The organism is Paenibacillus glucanolyticus (assembly GCF_037333485.1).
Taxonomy (GTDB): Bacteria; Bacillota; Bacilli; order Paenibacillales; family Paenibacillaceae; genus Paenibacillus_AQ; species Paenibacillus_AQ glucanolyticus.
This window is the reverse complement of the sequence record NZ_CP147845.1, coordinates 5732710-5752196: the sequence shown is the minus strand read 5'-3', so window position 1 is coordinate 5752196 and position 19487 is coordinate 5732710. Positions and strand designations below refer to the sequence as shown.

19 protein-coding genes are annotated in these 19487 nt (G+C 50.1%); 11 read left to right on the top strand and 8 right to left on the bottom strand.

The window, feature by feature from the left end; translation table 11 throughout:
- Positions 1 to 21: 21 nt before the first annotated feature.
- The 4 genes from WDY75_RS26665 to WDY75_RS26650 all read right to left on the bottom strand — a co-directional run bounded on the left by WDY75_RS26665 (position 22) and on the right by WDY75_RS26650 (position 4246).
- On the bottom strand, positions 22 to 1281 hold the full coding sequence (locus tag WDY75_RS26665) for a lipase family protein (RefSeq protein WP_063478565.1): 1260 nt from the start codon (positions 1279 to 1281) through the stop codon (positions 22 to 24).
- Positions 1282 to 1309: 28 nt separating this feature from the next.
- On the bottom strand, positions 1310 to 1621 hold the full coding sequence (locus tag WDY75_RS26660) for a hypothetical protein (protein ID WP_006208204.1): 312 nt from the start codon (positions 1619 to 1621) through the stop codon (positions 1310 to 1312).
- 301 nt (positions 1622 to 1922) lie between these two features.
- On the bottom strand, positions 1923 to 3092 hold the full coding sequence (locus tag WDY75_RS26655; RefSeq protein WP_063478566.1) for a Fe-Mn family superoxide dismutase: 1170 nt from the start codon (positions 3090 to 3092) through the stop codon (positions 1923 to 1925).
- A 161-nt stretch (positions 3093 to 3253) separates the two neighbouring features.
- Entirely contained in the window at positions 3254 to 4246 is a 993-nt protein-coding gene (locus tag WDY75_RS26650) for an alpha/beta hydrolase (protein WP_006208206.1), read from the bottom strand.
- A gap of 222 nt (positions 4247 to 4468) precedes the next feature.
- Here WDY75_RS26650 and WDY75_RS26645 point away from each other — a divergent pair, with 222 nt between their 5' ends.
- Entirely contained in the window at positions 4469 to 5209 is a 741-nt protein-coding gene (locus tag WDY75_RS26645; RefSeq protein ID WP_063478567.1) for an IclR family transcriptional regulator, read from the top strand.
- 361 nt (positions 5210 to 5570) lie between these two features.
- On the opposite strand, the gene WDY75_RS26640 is transcribed toward WDY75_RS26645, so the two are convergent.
- The 4 genes from WDY75_RS26640 to acnA form a co-directional block, all read right to left on the bottom strand.
- On the bottom strand, positions 5571 to 6668 hold the full coding sequence (locus WDY75_RS26640; RefSeq protein WP_006208208.1) for a DUF1648 domain-containing protein: 1098 nt from the start codon (positions 6666 to 6668) through the stop codon (positions 5571 to 5573).
- On the bottom strand, positions 6668 to 7066 hold the full coding sequence (locus tag WDY75_RS26635) for a GntR family transcriptional regulator (protein WP_006208209.1): 399 nt from the start codon (positions 7064 to 7066) through the stop codon (positions 6668 to 6670). Before WDY75_RS26635 ends, WDY75_RS26640 begins: the two co-directional genes overlap by 1 nt.
- Positions 7067 to 7252: 186 nt before the next feature.
- Entirely contained in the window at positions 7253 to 7408 is a 156-nt protein-coding gene (locus tag WDY75_RS26630; RefSeq protein ID WP_197477088.1) for a hypothetical protein, read from the bottom strand.
- A gap of 181 nt (positions 7409 to 7589) precedes the next feature.
- Positions 7590 to 10307, bottom strand: coding sequence for an aconitate hydratase AcnA (gene acnA, locus WDY75_RS26625; RefSeq protein WP_006208212.1), 2718 nt, complete (start codon positions 10305 to 10307; stop codon positions 7590 to 7592).
- Positions 10308 to 10623: 316 nt separating this feature from the next.
- Between acnA and WDY75_RS26620 the strand changes: the two genes are divergently transcribed.
- The 10 genes from WDY75_RS26620 to map all read left to right on the top strand — a co-directional run bounded on the left by WDY75_RS26620 (position 10624) and on the right by map (position 19475).
- Positions 10624 to 11646 carry an amidase domain-containing protein gene (locus WDY75_RS26620; RefSeq protein ID WP_036638768.1) on the top strand — a complete coding sequence of 341 codons (1023 nt, stop codon included), beginning with the start codon at positions 10624 to 10626 and terminating at the stop codon, positions 11644 to 11646.
- 45 nt (positions 11647 to 11691) lie between these two features.
- Positions 11692 to 12786 carry a D-alanine--D-alanine ligase gene (locus tag WDY75_RS26615; RefSeq protein WP_063478568.1) on the top strand — a complete coding sequence of 365 codons (1095 nt, stop codon included), beginning with the start codon at positions 11692 to 11694 and terminating at the stop codon, positions 12784 to 12786.
- A gap of 104 nt (positions 12787 to 12890) precedes the next feature.
- Positions 12891 to 13208 (top strand): hypothetical protein, encoded by a 318-nt coding sequence (locus WDY75_RS26610; protein WP_006208215.1) that lies wholly within the window; start codon positions 12891 to 12893, stop codon positions 13206 to 13208.
- On the top strand, positions 13205 to 14206 hold the full coding sequence (uvsE, locus tag WDY75_RS26605) for a UV DNA damage repair endonuclease UvsE (RefSeq protein WP_063478569.1): 1002 nt from the start codon (positions 13205 to 13207) through the stop codon (positions 14204 to 14206). The genes WDY75_RS26610 and uvsE overlap by 4 nt, the downstream gene beginning before the upstream one ends.
- Positions 14207 to 14467: 261 nt before the next feature.
- Complete coding sequence (locus tag WDY75_RS26600) at positions 14468 to 15331, top strand: inositol monophosphatase family protein (protein ID WP_006208217.1); 864 nt, start codon at positions 14468 to 14470, stop codon at positions 15329 to 15331.
- Positions 15332 to 15396: 65 nt separating this feature from the next.
- Positions 15397 to 15663 (top strand): hypothetical protein, encoded by a 267-nt coding sequence (locus WDY75_RS26595; RefSeq protein ID WP_006208218.1) that lies wholly within the window; start codon positions 15397 to 15399, stop codon positions 15661 to 15663.
- Between the two features lie 154 nt (positions 15664 to 15817).
- Complete coding sequence (locus WDY75_RS26590; RefSeq protein ID WP_228029882.1) at positions 15818 to 16165, top strand: hypothetical protein; 348 nt, start codon at positions 15818 to 15820, stop codon at positions 16163 to 16165.
- A gap of 74 nt (positions 16166 to 16239) precedes the next feature.
- Positions 16240 to 17502 (top strand): stalk domain-containing protein, encoded by a 1263-nt coding sequence (locus WDY75_RS26585; RefSeq protein ID WP_006208220.1) that lies wholly within the window; start codon positions 16240 to 16242, stop codon positions 17500 to 17502.
- A 470-nt stretch (positions 17503 to 17972) separates the two neighbouring features.
- Complete coding sequence (locus tag WDY75_RS26580; RefSeq protein ID WP_063478570.1) at positions 17973 to 18701, top strand: TetR/AcrR family transcriptional regulator; 729 nt, start codon at positions 17973 to 17975, stop codon at positions 18699 to 18701.
- Between the two features lie 27 nt (positions 18702 to 18728).
- Positions 18729 to 19475, top strand: a complete 747-nt coding sequence (gene map / locus WDY75_RS26575) for a type I methionyl aminopeptidase (protein ID WP_006208222.1) — start codon at positions 18729 to 18731, stop codon at positions 19473 to 19475.
- Positions 19476 to 19487 lie beyond the last annotated feature (12 nt).

Sequence of the window (19487 nt, the reverse complement as noted above, 5' to 3'; positions counted from 1 at the left end):
CCGGTCACTTCTTATAGATGTTTACCCGATGTTGTCTGTCCGCTCAAATAGATCAGCCTTGAATTTAATGTACTGAACAATATCCGAGGTATGCTGCAAATGCCACTGGCTCATCGACATGATGGATGCATCCAGTTGCTGTACAATCGGCTGGAGGCGTCTGCTGTGACTGGAATACATATACTTAGCGAGACGCTGCCTGATTCCTTGAACTTCGGCATCGCTTTGCTGGGCGTGTGTTCTCCATTTCTCGGCCACACTTCGGAGCTCGGCAGGGGTGACCTGGATGGTGCTGGAGGAACTGCCTGCAGCATCTCTATTTAGGCCCAAGAATGGAGATAAGGCTCCTGCAGTTCCAAGTATCATGTTCCTCAACCCATCAAAGAGCATGCTTTCTGATGGGACTCGGGGAGACTCGATAGACTTGTCAGAGCTGCCGTCATACAGAGGGTTGGAAATGTACCCATTCTCGAATTGATATCGTTCAAGCTGATGATAATTCGGACCCCCTAGTGTATTATCAATTTTTTCTTTTATGCTAATCCCATCGTTAGCATCTTGGTAACTAGAGTCTATGTAATAGGTAGAGCCTACGTGGCCGTCATAACCTCCCAAAGTGCCACTGGCAATAATATCACCTGGATGCGCAAAATTAATAATCTGGGAGTCGAACCCCCCATCCTCGGCTTTTCTTCTAAATTCCGGAGACAGACTCCCAATAACAGAGGGGGCGCTAAAAGTCACAGCTGTCATACCTGTATAAGCAGCAGCATATTGTGCATTTGCACCGCCGAGTGAGTGACCTGTCAGAGAAAAATTTAGATCTTTATGTTTTTCCTGCATTTCTTTAGCGTAGTCTTCCGCCTGGTACATCTGATTGGTACCCAGAATATTCATATTCTTATCAAGCTTTCTTGAAGTTTCGCCGAGCCAATCGTTGATGCTGCTAATTCCAACCGCATCCTCAAATTTGGTTAGATGGTCCTCAAATGGTCTTTCAATTTCAGCTTTCCTTTTGAGTTCCGCAATTCCAATTCCAACATCACTTATATAATCAGGTATAGATGCTGATAACTGTGCTTCTCCCTCTGTCCCTCTGTATGCAATGACCGCTTCCCCAGTATCTCTATTCACAAAAGTGACAGCATCAAATCCTGACAACTTATAGCTTTTAGTATTTTCTAAAACCTCCCATTGTGGAAGATCCTCAATTTGAGTGCCTTCTTTTAGATCCTTGTATGCCAATCTGGATAAAATGTTATATGTTTCATCATTGACCATGATGAGTTCCTCCATCAAACATAATTCATTATTTTTGCTTCTTAGATTGGATAACCTTCTTTAGTTCAGGACTCATGACAAAATTTTTGGTTTGAAAGGTTTTGTAATTTACAGAAATATTAAATGTTTGATCTTTATGTCCAATGACATATCCTTCAACATCAATCTCATCTGCGACATAGGTAGGCATTTTCTTTTGGTTTGTTATCTCAACTTCCAGGTCATATTCTTCCTTGAAGAATTGAATTGCAGTTTCTCTGGTTTGGCTCATTAATTCATCATCATGGTTTGTAATGTCATCCGTGATACCTGAGGTATTGTTGTTTTTATTTGAATTCATATTTTGACAACCCCCTAGTACAACCATTGTTAACATAAGGAATATGAATGGTTTTTTCCACCCTAATCGGGTAAGCATATCAATTTCATCCCTTCCAGATGTTCATTCATTCTTTTTATCATAATCCAGTAAATAGGAGACTTCAACCGAATAAATAACCAGAGTAATGGTTATTAAGACCTAACAACGTGGTTATCTGAAATAATGGATAAGCCCTCCCTAAACTTCAGAAGCGAAGTAAGGAGGGCTATAGCTTAATACCCAATATTAACCATTGCGAAGCAATCCAGCTGGATTTTGCTTAGAACGGCTTCCATTTTAACTTGCTGGCATGTTTGAAGCGATCCGCAACCTCTGGCCAGTAGACCACTTTCCACCAGTCGTTAATGTAATCTTTCCGTTTATTCTGATGTTTGAGGTAATAGGCATGCTCCCATACATCCAGGGTGAGGAGAGGGACGACATCCCATTGGGACAGGTTCTGGTGTTTCTCAGCCTGTAAAATTTCAAGCCGATGGCTGCGCGGGCTCCAGACGAGGATGGCCCAGCCGCCGCCTTCCACCTTGTCTGCTGCTTCGGTAAATTGCTTCTTAAAGCGATCGAAGCTGCCGAAATAATTCTTGATTTGCTGGGCAAGCTCCCCGCCCGGTTCGCCGCCGCCCCGAGGGTTCATAATATTCCAGAAGATCGTGTGCAGATAATGGCCGGCACCATTGAAGGCCAGCTCGCGTTCCCAATGTTTCACGAGTTCGAAATCTCCGCTTTTTCGGGCTTCCTCCAATTTCTTCTCCGCTTTGTTCAAGCCGTCGACATAGCTCTGATGGTGAATGTCATGATGAATCCGCATTGTCTTTTCATCAATGTAAGGCTCAAGCGCATCATAAGCGTAAGGGAGAGGGGGGAGGCGGTGTCCACCAATCGGGACAGCCTGACCGCTGTCGCCCACGCCTTGAATGGACACCTCAGCCTCTGAGAGAGAGGGTGGAGGGGACGAGACCTCATGAAGCGTCATGGATTGTTGCGGCATATCCATGAATCGCTCCAATGCTCCAGCGGAGTTGAGGGTCTCCAGTGCGTTCAGGAAATACTCGGACTCCCGGATGACATGATGTACAACCGTACCGGCAAGCGGTACCTTCTGAACGGCTTCGCTATTCTCCTTCAGTCCGTGCAGCTGGCGGATGAACTCTCTGGATTGCTCGCAGGAGGCTCGAAGCAGCTGCTCTACCTGGGCCAGCACTTGAGGTGAAGGAGGCGCATGGTTGCTGAGAATGTGGCGCAGAAGTTCGTCAGCGACTTTTTCTGTATCGGCAAATACGAGGGCCCACTGATCCAGCATCTGAACGTAGACCGGTTCCAGATCAGGAACTACGGCTTTAATCAGCCCGGTATGTTTCCTTTCCTGATGTTTCCAATAGCGAATTTCCTCCAATAATCGTACCGGGAGTTTCGCTCCATAATGAAATAACATGTCCGTTCCCTCCAGTATCAGGTTCACTAAACTCACTATATTCATTTTGCAGCCTGTATTATGTGGAAAAAATAAAAATCCCCTCACTGCTCCAGGCAGTAGGGGGTTGGAACATAGTATGGAGCTGCGGCATCTCGCAATGAATGCTATTATCCGGAACGTCACGGTCCTTCCGGTGTTTCAAGTTTGCCGAGGAAGGTTGATACTCTGCGTAAATATTCTTTAGGATGCTCACGGAAGATAAGTTCATGATGGGCATCCTCTACGATCCAGGAATCCGAATCCGCATGACTCTGATTGGACGCAATTTTCTCGGCGATCGGGTAAGGCGCCTTATCGTCTTTCGTTCCGTGAATGAACAAGGTCGGGAACGGATAGTCGTGCTTCTTCACTTCGTTGTAAGGGATCTGATCCAGACTTGTGCCGTTGAGGACCGGGAAGAGCAGCTCCAGAATCTCCAGAGATGGATGCCGCGGAAGATTAATCTGGTTATGGATATTGTGGTAAAGCGTGTCCGGCTCGAGCAAAAATGCACTGTCCAGGATCATGGCGTCCACATCTTTGGTCTCAAGTCCCGCCTGGAGAGCAGTACCGGCACCCATGGAGAAACCCCAGACGACAATCTGCTTCGCGCCTCGTTGTTTCACATGCTCAATGGCACCGAGAAGCTGCCGTTTCTCTTCCTTGCCGCCGGTCGCCACTTCCTTGCTGGTCTGGGACGCAAAGCCGTAATCAAACATCAGCACATTAAAATTCATGTTGTGCGCGTAATGGGCGATATCGTACATAGGAACCCAGGTTTCCTCCCGGTTGGCGCCGTAGCCGTGGCTCAGCACGATGGTTTTGGAGGAATTCTCTGCCGGTATATACCACCCGTTAATATTCCGTTTACCATCAATCGAGTGGAATGTGACATTCTCGTAATTCATATCTTTAGCGAGTTTGGGATTGGAATAGAGCGGAGCAACCGTCGGATTCGACAATACCCAAGCAATATAGGCATGCAGTGCAATAAAACAGAAAACTAGAAAAAAAACGACAGATAACAACAACGCTAATATAATATGCTTAAAACGAACCAGGCCTGTCGACAGCTCGGCTGGCGTGTCATTCAATTGGGAGAGTGGGGCATTACTACCAGTTGTTGTACTCATAAGTGGCCCCTCCTTACCATATAGTCGGATTTTTTTTCGTTAAAGTGAAAATATCGAAATTTATAATAATCGTATGCCCGGTGGCCTATAAAGTCAATGCAAATCAATAGATTGTAAGACAAATGTAAAGTCCCGGTGCGAATGGTTTACTTTTGAGAATAATTCTCATATAATTATTGTAACCAGGTTTCATACAATGAAACACGAGAGGAGCAGGTCGGGATGGAAGACCGAAAATTAACGGTACGTGCTGTAGAGCGGGCACTTGATATATTGATGTGTTTTACGAAAAATAATGAGCTTGCTCTGACGGAGATAGCCTCCCTTATCGGGTTGCATAAAAGCACGGTCCATCGACTGCTTACAACGCTGGAAGACCAAGGATTTGTGGTGCGGAACAAAGAGACGGAGAAATACCGGCTCGGCCTTAAAATTTGGGAGCTGTCAATGCATCTGTCCCAGAGCGATGATCCTGCCATTCGCCTTCTTCCCGCGATGGAAGCGCTGCGGGACCGGCTGGGGGAAACCGTCAGCTTGTATCTGCGGGATGGCGCCGATCGGCTTCGCATCCAGGCGGTGCAGAGTAACCAGGGCATCCGGCGGGTCGCCCAGGTGGGAGTAAGACTGCCGCTGTCGGTAGGCGCTTCCAGCAAGGTGCTGGTGGCCTTTACGCCTGCGGCAGATCAGGAGGAGCTGCTGAATGCGGCAGATTGGCCAGAGTCTGTTGATCGGGACGTGTACCGGCAGCAGCTCGCCGAAATTCTGGAGAAGGGGTACGCCATCAGCATTGAAGAGCGTGAGCCTGGAGCTGCCGCTGTATCGGTGCCGATTTTTGACCGGAACGGTCAAGTGGCGGCCGCGCTGTCGATGTCAGGGCCGGTCACCCGCCTCCCGGCGGATACACTTCGTGAACATGCGCCCGTCCTGATGGAAGCAGCGCGGGAAATGGGAATGATGATTTAATTCATTCTATTTCGGAGTTGCGGACAGCATCACTATAAGTTATTGAATGACCGGGCAGCTCCGAGTGATACAGCTGCCCGGTTATTTTACATGAGATGAGAAAGCGTAAACTTCAAAGACTCCCCATCCTTATCTCTGAGAAGAAAAATGTCCGCTACAGGCGGTCTGTATTCTGAGGATATCATGGATAAGCGTTACTCTTATATGATGAAAAAGCTTAAACGGAGAGTGGAAGGATGCATGGCGATAAGATGTGCAGGGTTTTGCCGGGAGCCCTTGCAAATATACAAAGAGATGACACCTGAGTTTAGACCAGGGCCATCTCTTTTTTCATTCTGGATGATGAAGTAAGGGGATTAAATTAAACCAGGAGCATGGTCAGCAGGGCAATCACGATCGGAACTGCAAGGAATAGCCAGGCTAACGGACTTGCTACGTTGATGGTCCAGCCAACGCCAAATCTTTTTTCCACAAAGAGAGCAGGGTCCTGCGGATTAAAATAGACGGAGCCGAGCTTCCAATACTTATCGTCATTGGCACTATGAGTGGAGTGCGGAGTGTTGGGATCTCTCTTCAGCCGGCTTCCGCCTTGACCTGTTGTGAAGGATAACACCACTGCACCGAGGACAATCACCAACGGTATGGCTAAGCTGATGACCAGCAGCAATTCGGGATTCAGCTGTTCGATCATGTTGAGCTGGATCAAGGAGAACATCAGCACAAGCAGCAGACCAGCCATCGTATTGAAGAAGGACCAACGGCGGCGGAAGATGGCGTTGCGCGCTGAGGAGCCCGCCGGATCTCCCGGATCGATCTGCTGTTTGCTGTTTAGGATGGACCAATTGATCAACATGAAGATGAGGATCATGAATACCTGCATAATGTTGGGCAGCAGGACTACACCCCATGATTTGTCCGCATAGTTGATCACGCTGCCTTGAAAATCAAATTTCATGGGAATGGTATCTGGGATCTGGTCATAGTATTGGAAAATCCAGACGGTGCTGATGATGGTAATGACGGCATGAATGATAAACCAGCGGTTAGAGAGGACAAGCTTCTGCCTTCTGAAGTTGGTATCGATTGCCACGACCTGGCGTCCGGTTGTCGCAGGGGGAAGAGTGGCCTTGATCCCTTTCATTTTGAAATGAAAGGTCAGGTTCAGGGCAAGTGAAGCAATGACGATTGCCGTGATGGAGCCGACAATAAGCCATTCGAACCCTGTGTTCCCAATCGATAACAATCCGATCAGACAGGCGATCAAGATAAGGGCATAAATACCGCAGCTGATGGAAGCAAACTGCTTCCGCAGCCTGCGAAGGGCTTCGCTGTGGAACATTTCTTCACTCACCGATACTCCAAAGCTAACTGTTTCCCTGGTGTAATAAGGCATAAAGGCAAGCAGTACAATAATCGGAATAATCATAAATACTAGAATCGAGGCTGATATCATAACCATTACACATTCTCCTCCCCAGTCTGGGTGATCTCATTATGCATATCTCGTACGATCTGAAGCAGCTGTTCTTCGGATAAGCCCCTGCAGATGGCTTCAGCAATGATAGGTTTTAGATAGGCATTGCGTTTATCCTGATATTCGGGGGTAATGCCCGGCATGGTATCCGGCTGTATCACCACGCCTTTTTGCCTGTGTATCTGAATAAAGCCTTCCTGCTTCAGCAGCGTGTACGCTTTGTTAACGGTGTGGAGATTGATCCCGATGTCGGATGCCATGCTGCGAACCGAGGGCAGGGGATCGCCGGGCTTAAGGCTGCCGCTGGCAATGCCTTCGATAATCTGATTCATTAACTGGTTGTATATGGGGACATCGGACTGCATATCCAGTTGGATAATCATAAGAGAACCTCCGCATTCGTTGTAACTGTTATATATGTAGTATAACAGTTGGAACGGATGGTGTAAAGGTCAATCCGCAGTTTTTCATAAACGAAAAAAAAACGAGGACTGTCTTCACAATCTTGGGATTGGAAGGCGGTCCTCGTGTTTTCATTGCTCGATGTGTAATTTAACAAGAGAGCGTACTTATCTCAGCTTGATATTCTTCTCTTTGATCTTTTGATTCAGAATCTCTTGAAATGTGACGGATTTATCTGTCGAATCCTCTTTCTTCGGAGCCGTCACCGGCTGCGGCCGTTGATATTGATAATGGAACGAAGCCATCGTATGTATTTTGATCATAGGTACGATCCTCCTAGATATGGATTTCCGGAATGTTTTCTACCATTTAACCTTTCCGGCATCATTCGAAACGGAATTTCCAATATTCAGGAAAAAAGTACTGTGAAATGAAAAATCCCCATCATCCATTAGCGGATGATGGGGATTTGTTCCTAAGGCTAAAGCGCCTAGATGAATTGTCTTATTGGTTCGATGCGATCATTTGACGAAGTACCGTTTGGAGGATACCTCCATTGTGGTAGTAGTCCACGTCCACCATGCTGTCGAGACGAGCGATAGCTTGGAACTCGAATTGAGTACCGTCTTCGCGTGTAACAACAACCGTCAATTCTTGACCTGGTTTCACATCGTTGCTGAGACCCAGGATATCAAATGTTTCCCGGCCGTTCAGCGCAAGGCTCTTCCAGCCATGGCCTTCCTGGAACTGGAGCGGAAGAACACCCATGCCTACGAGGTTGGAGCGGTGAATACGCTCGAAGCTCTCAGCCAGTACAGCTTTGACTCCGAGCAAATACGTACCTTTTGCCGCCCAGTCACGGGAGCTTCCTGTACCGTATTCTTTACCTGCAATAACAATTAGGTTCTGTCCGCCTGCTTGATAATTCATGGATGCATCATAGATGGACATGACTTCTTCAGTCGGCAAGTATGTGGTTACGCCGCCTTCCGTACCTGGAGCTACCTGGTTACGGATGCGGATGTTAGCGAAGGTACCGCGCATCATGACTTCGTGGTTACCGCGACGGGAGCCGTAGGAGTTGAAGTCTTTGCGTTCCACCTTGTGATCGCTCAGATATTTGCCTGCAGGACTGGACGGTGCAATGTTACCGGCTGGTGAGATGTGGTCCGTTGTAACGGAATCACCCAAGAGAGCCAGCACACGCGCTTCCTTGATATCCTGAATGTCGTTCAGACCGTTGCCCAGGCTTTCAAAGAACGGCGGGTTCTGAATGTACGTGGATTGATCATCCCACTCATACAATTCGCCTTCAGGAACAGGAATCTTGTTCCAACGCTCGTTCGCTGTGAACACATTCTCGTATTTTTCACGGAAAGCGTCAGCGCTAAGGGACTGACCAATGGCTTCACGGATTTCAGCACTGGTTGGCCAGATGTCTTTCAAGTAAACTGGCTCATTGTTTGGATCGTAGCCGATCGGATCGTTCTGCAGGTCGATGTTCACGGTACCTGCCAGAGCGTAAGCAACAACCAGTGGCGGTGAGGCCAGGTAGTTGGCTTTGACCTGAGCATGCACACGTCCTTCGAAGTTACGGTTACCGGACAATACGGCAGCTACCGTCATGTCGTTATCGGTAATCGCTTCGCTTACTTCGTCCGGCAATGGACCGGAGTTACCGATGCAAGTTGCGCAGCCATAGCCTGCAACATAGAAGCCGAGAGCTTCCAGGTAGTGCAGAAGGTTGGACTTCTCAAGGTAGTCGGTTACGACAAGGGAGCCTGGAGTCAAGCTGCTCTTCACATAACCAGGTTTCTTCAGACCGCGTTCAACCGCTTTCTTGGCCAGGAGACCTGCACCCAGCATAACGCTTGGGTTAGATGTATTCGTACAGCTCGTGATGGCTGCGATAACAACTGCACCTGTGCCCATTTCGCTGGTAGAGCCGTCTTTATGACTGACCTTAACGGTTTCCGCGATTTTGTCATCGCTGAGCCCGTAGCCGCCTTTATCAATCGGTGTACGGATGATGTCGTTAAAGTTCTGCTTCATGTTGGTCAGTTCAATGCGGTCTTGTGGACGCTTCGGACCAGCCAAGCTCGGTACAACCGAAGCGAGATCCAATTCGATTACATCGGAGAACTCAGGGTCCTGCGTATCAGCCGTACGGAACATGTTTTGTGCTTTATAGTAGCTCTCCACGAGTTCAACCTGCTCATCGGTGCGGCCGGTGTTGCGCAGGTAAGCCAACGTCTCGCTATCAACCGGGAAGAAACCGATGGTAGCGCCGTATTCCGGTGCCATGTTCGCAACGGTTGCACGGTCAGCCAGACTGATGTTGGCAAGACCAGGACCGTAGAATTCCACGAATTTGCCCACTACGCCTTTTTTGCGAAGAAGCTCGGTTACAGTGAGGGCAAGGTCGGTCGCCGTTGCGCCCTCTGACAGGCTGCCTGTCAGTTTGAAGCCGATAACTTCAGGTGTTACAAAATAAAGCGGTTGGCCGAGCATTCCGGCTTCTGCCTCGATGCCGCCTACGCCCCAGCCCACTACACCAAGACCGTTGATCATGGTTGTATGGGAATCGGTGCCTACGAGGGAATCAGGGAAGACGAGGGTTTCGCCGTCAACTGTCTTCGTAGCTGCTACGGAAGCCAGGTACTCCAGGTTAACCTGGTGAACGATACCTGTTCCGGGAGGAACCGCGCGGAAGTTGTTAAACGCCGTTTGAGCCCAGCGGAGGAAGCGGTAACGCTCTTCGTTACGCTCAAATTCAACCTTCATATTATATTCAAGCGCTTGGTCGGTACCAAAAGCGTCAACCATGACGGAATGGTCGATAACGAGATCGACCGGAACGAGAGGGTTGATCTGTTTCGGGTCGCCGCCGGATTTTTTAACGGTGTCGCGCATGGCTGCAAGATCCACGACAACCGGAACACCGGTGAAGTCCTGCAATACGATACGGGCAGGGATGAACGGAATTTCCTTGTTGTTGTCGCGTGCTTCATTCCACGTGGACAAAAGTTTTACATGATCCTCGGTAATGGCGCGTCCGTCAAATTGACGTACGGCCGCTTCCAGCAGTACCCGAATGGAGAAAGGAAGCTTGGATACACTTCCGTATCCTTGCTCTTCGAGCGCCTGCAGGCTGAAATAACGGTAATTTTTACCGCCCACCTCTAGGTTGCGAGAGATGGAGAATTGATCCTTTGCTGGCATAGATGAACCTCCTTGAGTCATTTCATTTGATCTTATTATGACGATCTGAGTTAAACCTTTTGTGGTTTCACTAGATGAAACCTAATTTCATAAATTAACTAACTTAAGTATAACGTTTTCAACTCGCCGCGTAAAGCATTTTTTATAGAAGAAACGTATTTCAAAACCGTGAAAATTCGCCCGTTTTTTAAGCTGACACGGCTGCCCTGATTCAGTGTTTCTGTATTCTCTTTACCGAAGTTCATAGCCTGAAGATTTGCTTCATATAGTTGTGATAGGGAACTGCGTGAAAGGCAAGGTCAGAGGAGGAGAGAAGATGAACAGTCTGAAGCAAGCAGAGAAGCCATGGAAGCAAGCTTTATATATTTACGTCAATCAATATAACCAAAATCGCGTGGACTATTCTTCAGGCCTGAAAGAGCAAATTGTAGCAGATCTGAATTTCCTGGTAGAGAGAGGAGAAAGGCAGTTCCGACTGCAGTCATGGTACGAGTTGCGCGAAGCAACCCCGCTAAAGAGCGAGACTCGTGCACGGCTCCAGCGTGTACTCAGAGAGACGGAGGATGACGTTGTTGCCGATGTAAGGCTTCACAGCGTGTTCTATTATGAGAAAAGAGGCATGACGCACCGTGAGGACACGGTGTCACGGGAGCGGCTGACGCTGATCCGTGATGGGGAAGCCTGGCTGATCGTTGGCATTGAACGTCTGCAGGACGAACGCCATCCCTTGCAAAGAACCGATGCTTCGTTCACAGGCCAGGACTCGGCTGGAAGAGAACCGTCCACTCCATTCATGAATGGTCGTGTTTACTCGGCTGGCAGCAGTCCGCGGTCCGGTCGATACGAGCGTGAAGCCGCTGCTGCTTATGCCGACAGGTGGTGGGATTCCGGCAATCCGGAGTTTGAAGAATTTGACGTGGATTGCACCAATTATATCTCCCAGTGCCTCTTTGCAGGTAAAGCCCCAATCCTCTATACTGGTAAAAGAGAAACGGGATGGTGGTACAAGGGGTATGTAAGCAAACGGGAATGGTGGAGTTACAGCTGGGCGGTTTCGAACAGCTTCGCGCATTATTTGAACTCCAGTACCTCGGGACTGCGAGCCGAGCGGGTAGAACGGCCTGAGCAGCTGATGCTTGGGGATGTCATCGTGTATGATTGGGACGGTGATGGGGCGTTTCAGCACAGCACCATTGTGACGGCATTTGATGCTGGCGGTATGCCGCTGGTCAATGCTCATACGGTATCAAGCCGTCATCGCTACTGGGACTACCGGGATTCCTACGCATGGAACGACAACACCGAGTATCGGTTTTACCATATACCCGATTATTTTTAAGATGACAGCATGTCATGCTGCAATACGGACAAGAGAGAGGTAAACATGGAACAGGATAAATTAACGGTTGGCTTGGTATACGGGGGAAAATCTGGCGAGCATGAGGTGTCGCTTTCCACGGCATTTGCAGTCATGAACGCTTTTGATTTTGATAAATACGAAATGATTCCTTTTTATATTTCGAAGCAGGGAACCTGGAGAATCGGGAGCAAGCTATCAGCTCCGTTTAGCCAACTGGAGGATTTGAAGCTGGCCGAAGGGGAAGGGACGCAGACGGCTCTGAACGCTGTGTTCAGCAGGCTGTATGGTCAAGAAAATCAGGCAGTGGACATTATGTTTCCGCTGCTGCACGGAACGTTTGGCGAGGACGGGACCATTCAGGGATTGTTCGAAATGGCGGACATTCCTTACGTAGGCACCGGCGTGCTTGCATCGGCTGCAGGCATGGATAAAGTCGTGATGAAGAAGCTGTTCGCCCAAGCGGGATTACCGCAATGTGAATATTGTTACTTCAATCGCACGCAGTGGGAACAGGGGCAGTACGACGTGCTTAAGGACATCGAGGACAAACTCGGTTTCCCAAGCTTCGTCAAGCCGGCTAACCTCGGCTCCAGCGTCGGCATCTCCAAGGCGAAGAACCGGGAGCAGCTCAAGTCGGCAATTGAATCCGCCCTCCGGTTCGATGACAAGATCATCGTGGAAGAGTTTGTGGATGCCCGTGAAGTGGAGGTCAGCGTGCTCGGCAATGATGAGCCGATGGCATCCGTTCCGGGTGAAATCGTGTCTTCCAGTGAATACTATGACTATGCGGCCAAATATACGGACGGACAGTCACAGATGCAAATCCCGGCGGAGATCGAGCCGGATGTGGCTGATCGCCTGCGCGAGCTCGCGATTAACGCGTTCAAAGCGATTGAAGGCGGCGGAATCACTCGCGCGGACTTCTTTGTACGCCGCTCCGACGGCGCGATTCTGATCAATGAAGTGAATACGATGCCCGGCTTTACGCCGTTCAGCATGTATCCCCTTCTATGGCGGGAGACAGGCGTTTCCTACCGCGAGCTGCTCGACCGGATGATTGAGCTGGGGCTTGAGCGGTACAACCGCAAGCAATCCTTGATTTATGAGAACCAGGCATAAGCTAGCCGTTTTACAATAGGATACGATTGACCAGGGGGAGTCCGCGCTATTCATCACGGCTCCCCTTGAGTCTAATATTTTGGGATGAAAGGAAGATTCGAGATATGGGATTTCAAACCGAGTTCAATTCTGTTTGTAAGTTTAAGAGTGAGCAGGAGCTCTACGAGCTGCTGGAATACGGCCGCGGCAAAATGCTGAAGGACGGACTGAGGGTGTTTCCGACAGGACAGAAGGTCATCGCCTATACGCCGGATAACCAGGCGGTAGCGATTGTCCTGATTACGGCATGTGTATCGGAGATTAATTTCCAGGGTCGTGAGGTAACCTCGGTTGAGCTGCAGCTGATCCGCAAATTGACGGATGAGGAAGCACGCGTTCAGACCGCGCTCGCTCATGAGATGTTCTTCGGAGACCATGCATGATTGTCCGTTTCGGTTATGTAGCCATGTCCACGGTTGTGCAGAACGCTTCTCCCTCCAAGACAATGACCATGAAGAGTTTTACGAAGCTGGATGACCGTGAGGCCGGCATACACAAACTGGAGCGGATCGCGAACGAGAATTTACATAATACCCTTCGGTTATTGAGACATAATCTGGCCCATGATATCAAGGTGTACCGTTTCTCGTCCAAGCTGATTCCGCTTGCCACGCACAATGATATGCATGATTGGAACCCTTTCCCGGCGCTGAAGGAGGGCTTTCAGGCCATCGGGGAGTTTGTGAAGAAGCATGAGATGCGGGTGTCGTTTCATCCGGATCATTTCACGGTGCTGAGCACGCCTCGACCTGAAGTGTTGATTAATTCCATTCGGGACCTGGAGTCACACGTCCATATGTTGAAGGCGATGGGGTTGCCTGCTTCCATGAAAAACAACATCCATATCGGCGGCGCCTACGGGGACAAGCCCAGCGCTTCAGTCCGATTCGTTGAGCACTTTCATGCGCTTGATCAGAGCATCAAGGAACGTCTGACACTTGAGAATGATGATAAAACCTTTACCGCACAGGAGACGCTGGCGGTATGCCAGCAGACCGGGCTGCCGATGGTGCTGGATATCCATCATCAGTGGGTCAATAATGATGGTGAGGCGCCTTGGGAGCTGTGGCCGTCCATTCTCCGCACCTGGGAGACGCCGCTGGCTCAAGAAGGCTCTGAGTCGATACAACCGCTGCCGCCGAAGATTCATGTGTCCAGTCCCAAAAGCCCTACAGATATCCGAAGCCATGCAGACGGGGTGGACGTTGTGCCTTTGCTGGCATTTTTACGGAAGATTGCGGGCGCTACGCCGAAGGTGGACGTTATGATTGAGGCCAAGATGAAGGATGGCGCCTTGTTTGGTCTGATGAAGGATTTGGGAGATTATGCGGGAGAGGGCGTAACGATTCTGGACGGGGCCTCCATCGAAGTAAATGCCTAAAACCATAAGAGAGCCTGTTATGACTTGCAAGTTGATGGATTTTGGGTTACGTTGGAAGTACGGAACACAGATTCTCCTCAAGCTATCGTATTGGATAAAAAAGTTCGTTCTCGCCAAGCATTCAGGTGCACAGCATAGGACGGACTTTTATTGAAATAGGGCGGATTTTTTGAGACGCTGCCCTTTCGTTCCCGTACTAATTGAATAGGATGTAGGGATTGCCAAAATCACTAGATTTATATAGAAAGTAGAGTGAGCGCTTTGAATGAGAACGAAAAGATTCCTTATGTTGTCAGCAGTAAAAGCTACACCGCTGTAGCGATTAATTGTGCCGCGAAAGCGGGTGAATGGATTGAGAGCAAGCTGGGTACCGTGAAACAGCTCAGCACGAAGACGTCCGCGCAGGATATCGTAACCGAGGTGGACAAAGGTGCGGAGCAGATGATCCGCAAGCTGATTCTGACCCATTTTCCAGACCATGCGATTCTTGGAGAGGAAGGGGTTGCTCCCGGCACCGAAGCCTATGCGAAGGCTTTGGATGATGCAAAAGACGAAGAGTATCTCTGGATCATTGATCCTGTTGACGGAACGACGAATTACGTGCATGGATTCCCTTTTTACTCCGTGTCCATTGCACTGGCTCACCATGGCGAAGTCATCGTCGGTGTCATATATGACCCTTCCCGGGATGAATTATTTGTTGCGGAAAAAGGAAAGGGAGCCTACGTTCACGGCAACCCTACCTATGTTTCCAAGGAAGAGCAGTTATCGGACAGCTTGCTTGCCACAGGCTTTCCTCTTGACAGCACGGTCAACTTGCCGCTGAATATGGCAGAGCTTCAGGCGCTTTTGCCGAAGGTACGCAATGTGAGAGCCGGCGGTTCCGCCGCGCTTCATCTGGCTTATGTTGCGGCGGGCCGGCTCAGTGGATACTGGGAGCACGGCTTGAGTGTCTGGGACGTTGCGGCGGGTGCCTTGCTGGTTCAGGAGTCCGGTGGCAAAGTGACTGATACGGAGGGGCGTCCTTACGATCTGTCGGTACGTCATTTGGCAGCAACGAACGGGCTGATCCATCAGCGGTTTCTGGACACACTAAAAGATGCGGGCGAAGCATCAGTCCGTTAACCCCTGGAACAAACAAAAGAAAATGCAGGTCACATACAACCGCTTGATAAAGGAGTATGCGTGCGATGAATGAGAAATCAGATCAGAATTTGGAGCGCCAGCTCAGCGAGATGTTGACGGAAGGTGAAATGCAGCAGAGGGACCGGGAGAAAGAGGAGCGCCGGCTTCTTTCTCCGAAATATGAGATCCGAATTCAGACCCAGCTCGATCCCATCGTGGAGGAGACCCAGAAATACCGCAGTATGGCTAAGGAAGTTGATGGCCGGTACGATAAGTATATGGATAAGACGATCAAGAAGGATAAGCCTGAGGAATCAGGTGAAGATGTTTGATAGCGCTTCAGGAAACATTTGCTGTGAGAGTGCATAATATCACTATAGGTTGGCAAACGGAGAATGGACAGCACTTGAGCGGCTGTCCATTCTTTTTTATGATGGAGCGGGTCTCGTTCGGGTGTTTACAATTGACATGGATGGGGGAAGAGCGTTGCGAGTTCGGCTGAGGCTTAAGCTTAAGGCTTCACATATTGTTGCAGGACTTTCAGGTATGGGCTCCATATTGCTCTGGCTCATCCTTATTTTCTTCAATCCGTATACGGATGGCACGAACTTGAGTCCTGCCTTAAATACTTTTATCATGCTTTTTCTTCCCGGCTGTTTGGCACTTATCGCAGTGTTCTATTCGTACCGATTGCTGCTGCTGATTGCGTTTGGATGGTCCATACTGCCCAGCTTGTATCTGACGGGGACGCCCGGGATATTTGCTTGGTTTGGAGTTGCATCGTTAGGCTATTTGTTTGCTTATCTGCTGATGAAACCACGATTAAGAAGCTGATGGCGGTACCATTCACAGGTTTGTGGTGGTAAAATAAGGCTGAATCAGATTTATGATGTTAAGGGAGTGATGGCATGTTTAAACCATGGAAAAAGGGGCTGGCCGCAGTAACCGGCACCTTGACGCTCGCGGTGGCACTGGTCGCACCGGGCGTTGCACCAGCTTTTGCCGATGATGTGACAGCCAAGAATACATATCGTATCGTAACACTGGGGGACTCGCTGACCGTTGGGTATGAGCCGGGTATGGATCTGAACAGCAAGCCCTATGGCTTTGTTGATCGGCTGTATGAGCAGGGATTGTTCTACGGTCGAACGGAAGTGACGAATTTGGGCATCGGCGGTTTGAAGACCGACGGGTTGAACCATTATGTCCAGGCCGTTGCAGATGAACGGAACATTACAGCAGAGGAAATACAGCCCGGTCTCAGCAGCATTGACCCGCGCACCAAGCAGATTGGAGCAGAAGCAGCGAAAGCCAAGCCTGTCATCGCTGACGCAGATCTGATCACGATTACTATCGGCGGGAATGACATGATGAGTCTGGTCAGCACGGTGGGAACCCTAAGCGACGAGCAGTTGAAGGCGAAAATGCAGGAACTGTTCAAGCTGTACACGGACAATGTTTCGGCTGTAATTACCAATCTGCATACCATGAATCCGGATGCTGCGATTGTAGTGGCCGACCAGTACAATCCGGTACCGAAAATCGCGGACGAAGTCGCATACGCCAAACTGCTCGCATCATCCGGTGAATTCACGGAGCTGGTGGAAGGCGTGGCTGACGGATTTGCGAGTCAGGGCGTAGATATCAAAGTCGCCCATGTTGCCAAGAAGTTCGTGGGCTCTGAGCTGACGATGACCCATATCCTGAAAGATGATATTCATCCGAACCAATACGGATATGAGACGATGGCCAGCGTGTTTGCAGAGACGATCTGGGGCAGCTATAAGAAACCCCCTGTTCAGGAGGTGGGGCAGCCGATGCGCATCGTCGTGAAGGGGCAGGAGCTGAATACACCGTTTAAGCCGATTCTTCGCGACAATCTGAACTACGTAGCTATTCAGGATATCGTGAATGCAGTTGGGGCAACTACAAAATGGGAAAATAAAACGTCCAGTGCAACGATCTCCTTCGGAGATCAGACCGTTGTGGTGAAGATCGGTGCCAAAACCGTTCAGGTCAACGGAAAGTCTGTACCGATTGATACACCAGCTTTCCTGCAAAAAGTAGGGAAGGAAGACAAAACCTACGTTCCACTCGCAGTGATTGCATCCGGTCTTGGTTTTGATGTTCAATACAGTTCCAAATTGCGTACGGCATTCATTAATTTGTAATATTCATGCGTAGAATAGCTGGACCGGCTGAATCAAGCCGGTTCAGCTTTTTTAATGGGAACTTTTTTGAGACATAGGATGAAGACGATCCGGCAGCAGTGTGATGTTATTCATATGAGTTCATTCAGGCCGGTGTTTCGTACTGATTGGCGTTCCGATGTCGATCGCCATCGAGAAGACCGGGGCCGCTGCCATGATCTCGGATATGCTGGTTCAGTCCCTGGGCAGTTATGGGTAGAGGGGATATGGCGGCAGCTTAGGATGAAATGAGTGGACTGCTGGCATTGCAGCGTAACGCCTGGTAGAGAGATCTGAAATAAAGTGCTTAACCTCAGCTCGGGCTACCCGCTGGCCAGACACCGTTTTCAGGTTTGAGCCGGAAATCTTCCGGTTCGCCTCTTGTTATTCGCCAGCCGATGTTTTATATTGACATAATAGTAGGTCAAAAATAAAAGAGGTGAACGGAGAAGATGACTCCACGCACGAAGGAGCAAAACGAAGAGATCCGGCTGCGGCGTCTGGCGCAAATTCGGAAAGCGGCTGCCGATGTTTTTTTGAATAAAGGACCTTTACTGGAAATCCGCGATGTAGCCGCACAGGCGGGACTCGGCTATGGCACGGTATATCATTATTACAGCAATAAGGGCGATCTGCTCCACGATCTGCTGTGGGACGCGTTGGATCGGGCCGGGGAATGGCTGGAGGTTCCGATGGAAGCTCCACACGATTCAGATGCGGGGATGGCACCGGCGGGCGGGCATTTCCGCTTGGCTGCTGCGGCGGATACCGGGAACTCGGCTGCCGCGGGTTCCCGAAGCGGAAGCCGTGTAACGGCCGCAGAGCTTGGTCCCGTCGCTGCCGCTGGTGTCCGGCTGATGCAGCTTTGGGCGGAGGACCACGCCCTGTACCTGCTGCATAAGCTGGCCGGTGAGGGCTTTGCCGCGCTGCCTGAAGGGCGCTCGATCCCGCTCTTGGCTGCCTTTCGCCGGGAGGTGCTCACGCCGCTTGCCGCGCTGCTGAGAAGCGGGCATGCGGCGGACGGGGCAGCCGCTTCCGGCGGAAACGCTGCGGAGCCGCAGGATCTGCTGCAGCACGCGGAGATGCTGCTGGCCGCCTTGGTCGGCTGCGCCTCGCTTTCGCTGCGCCGCGGAAAGCTGCACGAAGAGGCCAGGGATATCGCCCGGTTATTAAAATTATAAAATGGATAAGGAGCGAATAAACAAAAGATGGTTATCTTAAAATCACTTAGGGAAATCGAAGAGATGAAGCCGGCGAGCCAAATCGTTGCGGACTGCTACCGCGAGGTGACCAAGCTGATTGAGCCTGGGATCACCACCCGGGAGATCAATGACTTTGTTGCCAGACACATCACCAAGCTGGGCGGCAAGCAGTTTACGAAGGGGTACAACGGTTTCCCCGCCGAAACCTGCACTTCGGTCAACGATGTGGTGGCCCACGGCATTCCTTCAAACCGGGTGCTTATGGATGGCGACTTGCTGAAGCTCGACATCGTCGTGGAATATGGCGGATGGTTCGGCGATTCCTGCCATTGTTATGCGGTGGGCAATATCCGGCCGGAAGCGCAAAAATTAATGAAGGTGACCAAGGAATGCCTGGATCTGGGGATCGCCCGGGCTATCCCAGGGGGCCGGCTCGGTGACATAACGTCGGCGATACAACAGCATGCGGAAGCGAATGGGTATTCGGTCGTGCGTGATCTGCTGGCTCACGGGATCGGGCGGAGCCTGCACGAGGAGCCTAACTACGTGCATATCGGCGTAGCTGGCAAAGGCATCCGGCTAAAGGAAGGCATGGTGTTTACCATCGAACCGATGATCAACGAAGGTACGTTCCATATCACGATTGACGACGATCAGTGGACGGCGAGAACGGCCGACGGCAAGTTGTCGGCGCAATATGAGCATACGATTGCAATTACGCCGGATGGACCACTGATTTTAACGGCCCAGTAAGAATGGAGGCGA

Bases quoted from the DNA above. Each gene is read 5' to 3' on its own strand.
- WDY75_RS26635 (WP_006208209.1), bottom strand. From the start codon at position 7,066: ATGATTATCCAACTGGATATGCAGTCCGATGTCCCCATATACAACCAG.
- WDY75_RS26645 (WP_063478567.1), top strand. From the start codon at position 4,469: ATGGAAGACCGAAAATTAACGGTACGTGCTGTAGAGCGGGCACTTGAT.
- WDY75_RS26595 (WP_006208218.1), top strand. From the start codon at position 15,397: ATGAATGAGAAATCAGATCAGAATTTGGAGCGCCAGCTCAGCGAGATG.
- map (WP_006208222.1), top strand. From the start codon at position 18,729: ATGGTTATCTTAAAATCACTTAGGGAAATCGAAGAGATGAAGCCGGCG.
- WDY75_RS26580 (WP_063478570.1), top strand. From the start codon at position 17,973: ATGACTCCACGCACGAAGGAGCAAAACGAAGAGATCCGGCTGCGGCGT.
- WDY75_RS26655 (WP_063478566.1), bottom strand. From the start codon at position 3,092: ATGTTATTTCATTATGGAGCGAAACTCCCGGTACGATTATTGGAGGAA.
- WDY75_RS26660 (WP_006208204.1), bottom strand. From the start codon at position 1,621: ATGAATTCAAATAAAAACAACAATACCTCAGGTATCACGGATGACATT.
- WDY75_RS26630 (WP_197477088.1), bottom strand. From the start codon at position 7,408: ATGATCAAAATACATACGATGGCTTCGTTCCATTATCAATATCAACGG.
- WDY75_RS26610 (WP_006208215.1), top strand. From the start codon at position 12,891: ATGGGATTTCAAACCGAGTTCAATTCTGTTTGTAAGTTTAAGAGTGAG.
- WDY75_RS26615 (WP_063478568.1), top strand. From the start codon at position 11,692: ATGGAACAGGATAAATTAACGGTTGGCTTGGTATACGGGGGAAAATCT.
- WDY75_RS26665 (WP_063478565.1), bottom strand. From the start codon at position 1,281: ATGGTCAATGATGAAACATATAACATTTTATCCAGATTGGCATACAAG.
- WDY75_RS26620 (WP_036638768.1), top strand. From the start codon at position 10,624: ATGAACAGTCTGAAGCAAGCAGAGAAGCCATGGAAGCAAGCTTTATAT.
- WDY75_RS26640 (WP_006208208.1), bottom strand. From the start codon at position 6,668: ATGGTTATGATATCAGCCTCGATTCTAGTATTTATGATTATTCCGATT.
- acnA (WP_006208212.1), bottom strand. From the start codon at position 10,307: ATGCCAGCAAAGGATCAATTCTCCATCTCTCGCAACCTAGAGGTGGGC.
- WDY75_RS26650 (WP_006208206.1), bottom strand. From the start codon at position 4,246: ATGAGTACAACAACTGGTAGTAATGCCCCACTCTCCCAATTGAATGAC.
- WDY75_RS26585 (WP_006208220.1), top strand. From the start codon at position 16,240: ATGTTTAAACCATGGAAAAAGGGGCTGGCCGCAGTAACCGGCACCTTG.
- uvsE (WP_063478569.1), top strand. From the start codon at position 13,205: ATGATTGTCCGTTTCGGTTATGTAGCCATGTCCACGGTTGTGCAGAAC.